This is a genomic window from Streptomyces sp. NPDC058683 (assembly GCF_042716195.1).
Lineage (GTDB): Bacteria > Actinomycetota > Actinomycetes > Streptomycetales > Streptomycetaceae > Streptomyces.
Window position 1 is genome coordinate 16,408 of sequence record NZ_JBHXSK010000031.1, and the last position, 3,578, is coordinate 19,985.

Consider the following 3,578-nt stretch of genomic DNA (forward strand, 5'->3'; position numbering starts at 1 on the left):
TCACTCGTCCGTGAAAGGTCGGAACTGGCCGGTGGCGGTGAGGCAGCCGCCGATCAGGTGGGCCGGAGCTGGATCTTGCGTAACTCGCGGCGGAGCGTGCGGTCGAGGCCGTCGGATGTGTCGGAGGCGGTGTGGACCATTGCTCTGCGCACGAGTGACCAGCCGGCGGCCTCGACCGGGTTCAGATCGGGCGCGTACGGCGGTGGCCGGACCGCGGTGAGTGCCGGGTTCGGGACGTGCGGGCCTTCCACGAGGCGGTGCTGGGAGGAGACGCGCTGCAATTTCCCGCCCTGTGCCGGAGGGCGGCGCGCGAACTCGGCAGTCACCGTGCAGCCGACACTAGTAATAGGTAAATGAGAAAAGTACTTCGCTTGGTGGATGCACCTACTGCAATCCGTAGCGGTCCGAACATGGATAGCACTCGCATGAGTGAAACCCGCCGAGACCGTTTGGCCTCGACGGTCATGACTGGGCTACCGTGATCGATGAGCGGACGGATTACCCCATCGACAAGGAATTCAACCCGTCGGGGAGTCCGGCACTGGATATCGAGAATTCCGGAAATGGGTGCCTCCGCCTTCCCCGCTGTGCGTGCTCCGGGGTGCGCAGTGCCCTGGGTCCCCCGTCATACATCTGCGTAGAGAAGTTGGAGCATCATGCCGCCCGTCGTTCCGCCGTTTCTGATCGGTCTCATCATCGCGCCACTGGCCAAGCGTGTCCTCAAGCCGCTGGTGCGCGGTGTCGTCACGACGTCCGTCGGTCTTGTCATGGAGGTGAAGAAAGCGGCCCAAGAGGCCGGAGAGAACATCCACGACCTCGCGGTCGAGGTGGCCGCCGAGATGGTGGCGGCGCAGATCGCCGCTGGTGAGGGAGACCGGCCCACCGAGGGTGCAGCCTCGAGCGGCGAGAAGGACGAGGCCAGGACTCCGAAGATCCGTGCGACCGCCAGCGCCGCGAAGGCGCAGTGACGCCCTGATGTGCGGTCCGGCCCGCCGCCTGAGCGCGTCTTCCTGCCGCCCCAGGAAAACGGGTCCTCGCGGCGGTCGGCCGTGGGCCTTTCGGCCGCGCCTCCGCCCTCTTTCGGACTTTCCGCTCCGTCGCAGTAATCCACCGTGCGCGAAATTCTCCGCGCCCGTTGACGGATTACCCGTGACCTCCGTAAACAGGTGATCGTACGCATGTCATCGCTACTGGGTGCCGCGGCCGGATTCCGGTCCGCGGAATGGGACGTGAGCCCGCGCTCGGTCACTCCGGGCCGTCAGCGTTGGGACATCAAGCTGGTGCTCGGACGGCCACGGACGGCCGAGATCCTCGCCGCCGCGCTGCGCCGCATTCCCGGGATCACCGAGGCCCGGGCCAACCCGGTCACCGGCGGGGTGCTCGTCCGGCACGATGCACGGCTGCGCGCCACGGACGTCGGCCGGATCGTCCGCAGAGCCGTCACCCTGGTCGCGGAGGATCCGACCGGAGCGGGACGCCCGGCACCAGCCCGACCCGTCGCCGCAGCGGCCCCGAGGGCGGACCGCGGCCTGGTCGTGCGACCGGTGCTCGCCGTCGGCGGCGGGGTCGCGGCCGGGATCGCACTGATCAAGGGGTCGGCGCTGAGCAGGCAACTGGTGGCAGTGGGCGGGGTGGCCGCGCTGACCACGGCTGTCCTTCGCAAGGCCTGGCGCAGATCGGTCGACGCGTCCCAGGAAGCGGTCGGGCCCGGCGTCGAACGCCACCCCCTGGTGGAGATCGTCGGACCGCACCGACGCCGTCTCTACGGGGCCGTTGCCCTGTCCGTCGCCTGCCAGGCCTCGGAGATGGCGCTCGGTACCTTCCTCGGCTGGACCGGACTGGTCCTCATCAAGGGGCAGGCAGCTCCGCTGGTCCGTCTCGGCCTGACCACCGCGTCCGCCCAACTCCTCGGGCTGGCGGGGCTGATGACCGCCGCCTGCGGCGCCGTGGCGGGCCTCTCGTACGCCTCGAACCTCCAATGGCGCCGACTCGGCCAGGACATCGAGCACGACTGGCGCAACCGGACGTACGCCCACGTCCAGCACCTCGAACTACGGCATCTGGAAGGCGAGCGGACCACCCGGATCGCCGGCGCGCTCACCGACGACGTCCGTCAGCTGGGCACCTTCTTCGCCACCTCGGCCAACGACCTGCTGCAACTCGGCACCAGTCTGGCGCTCTTGGTGCCGCTGTTCCTCTTGCTGGCACCGCAGATCGCCTGGATCGCGTTCCTGCCCATCCCCGTCATCGCCTGGCTGTCGTTCCACTACCAGGACAAAGTCGCGGCCGACTACGCCGTCTCCGGCGAGCACCGGGCCAAGCTGCACAGCCAGTTGGTGAACACGCTGGAGGCCGGTGCCACCGTCAAGAGCTTCTGCACCGAGGATTACGAGGCCGAGCGCATCGACCGGCTGAGCGCGGAGGTCCAGGACAGCAGCCGGCACACCGACCGGAGCACGATCCGCCACGCCGAGATCGTCCGGGTCTGCACGACCAGCTCGATGGCCGGAACCCTGCTGATCGGCGGCCGGGCGGTGCTCGACGGCAGCCTGCCGTTCGAGGTGTTCAGCCCGCTGATCGGGCTGCCCCAGATGGTCATGCTGCGGATGAACCGGCTCGGCGGCATCGTCGACCAGTACCAACGCACGATCGCAGCCTACGATCGGGTCCAGCGGCTGCGCGCCCTGCCCGTCGAGACCGACGGCACCGGCGGACCGCTCGACGCCGAGAAGGCGCGCGGGGAGATCGTCCTCGACAAGGTGACCTTCGCCTACCCCGATCGGCCACCGGCGCTGGAGGACCTCTCGCTGACCATCCCCGCCGGGCGGGTCACCGCCCTCGTCGGTGCCACCGGCTCCGGCAAGACCACGATTGCCAAGCTGCTGATGCGATTCCAGAACGCGGACATCGGCAGCGTGCTGCTCGACGGGCGGGACGTGCGCGAGCTGTCGCGGCACGACCTGCGCCACGCGATCGGGTTCGTCGCCCAGGACCCCTTCCTCTTCGACGGCACCGTCGCCGACAACATCCGTTACGGCAGCTTCGGAGCCTCGGACGAGGCCGTGACCGAGGCGGCCATGAAGGCCGAGGCGCACACCTTCGTCGCGACGCTGCCGGACGGCTACGACACGGTGATCGGCGAACGCGGTGCCGCACTCTCCGGCGGCCAGCGACAGCGGATCGCGCTGGCCCGCGCGATCCTCAAGGACGCGCCGGTCGTGATCCTCGACGAAGCCACTTCCGCCGTGGACAACGAGACCGAGGCCGCCATCCAGCGCGCGCTCCGCGTCTTCGCGGCCGACCGGACGGTGCTGGTCATCGCCCACCGGCTCTCCACGGTCCGCCACGCCGACCGCATCTACGTCATGGACAAGGGCGGCGTCGTCGCCGAGCAGGGCACCCACGACGAACTCCTCGCCCAGCACGGACTCTACGCATCCCTGTGGCAACTCCAGGCCGGCGAACCCGCCGCCTGACCGCAGCAGCCGTCCCCCCGGCCGGCCGACCGTGTGACGACACCACGGTCGGCGCGGTCCTGCGTGCCCCACCACGCCTGCCCACACCTTCGGAGGTCCCCC

3 protein-coding genes are annotated in these 3,578 nt (G+C 69.5%); 2 read left to right on the forward strand and 1 reads right to left on the reverse strand.

The annotated features are described in order from the left end of the window. Nucleotides 1-53 precede the first annotated feature (53 nt). Entirely contained in the window at nucleotides 54-326 is a 273-nt protein-coding gene (locus ACFWXC_RS30765; protein WP_384483534.1) for a hypothetical protein, read from the reverse strand. A gap of 330 nt (nucleotides 327-656) precedes the next feature. On the opposite strand from ACFWXC_RS30765, the gene ACFWXC_RS30770 reads away from it, so the two are divergent. After that, nucleotides 657-968, forward strand: coding sequence for a DUF5132 domain-containing protein (locus tag ACFWXC_RS30770; protein WP_384483535.1), 312 nt, complete (start codon nucleotides 657-659; stop codon nucleotides 966-968). Nucleotides 969-1,178: 210 nt separating this feature from the next. Next, entirely contained in the window at nucleotides 1,179-3,476 is a 2,298-nt protein-coding gene (locus tag ACFWXC_RS30775; protein WP_384483536.1) for an ATP-binding cassette domain-containing protein, read from the forward strand. Nucleotides 3,477-3,578 lie beyond the last annotated feature (102 nt).

What these genes read in the sequence shown, in the direction of transcription:
- ACFWXC_RS30770 (WP_384483535.1), top strand. Translation starts at nt 657, where the DNA reads ATGCCGCCCGTCGTTCCGCCGTTTCTGATCGGTCTCATCATCGCGCCA.
- ACFWXC_RS30775 (WP_384483536.1), top strand. Translation starts at nt 1,179, where the DNA reads ATGTCATCGCTACTGGGTGCCGCGGCCGGATTCCGGTCCGCGGAATGG.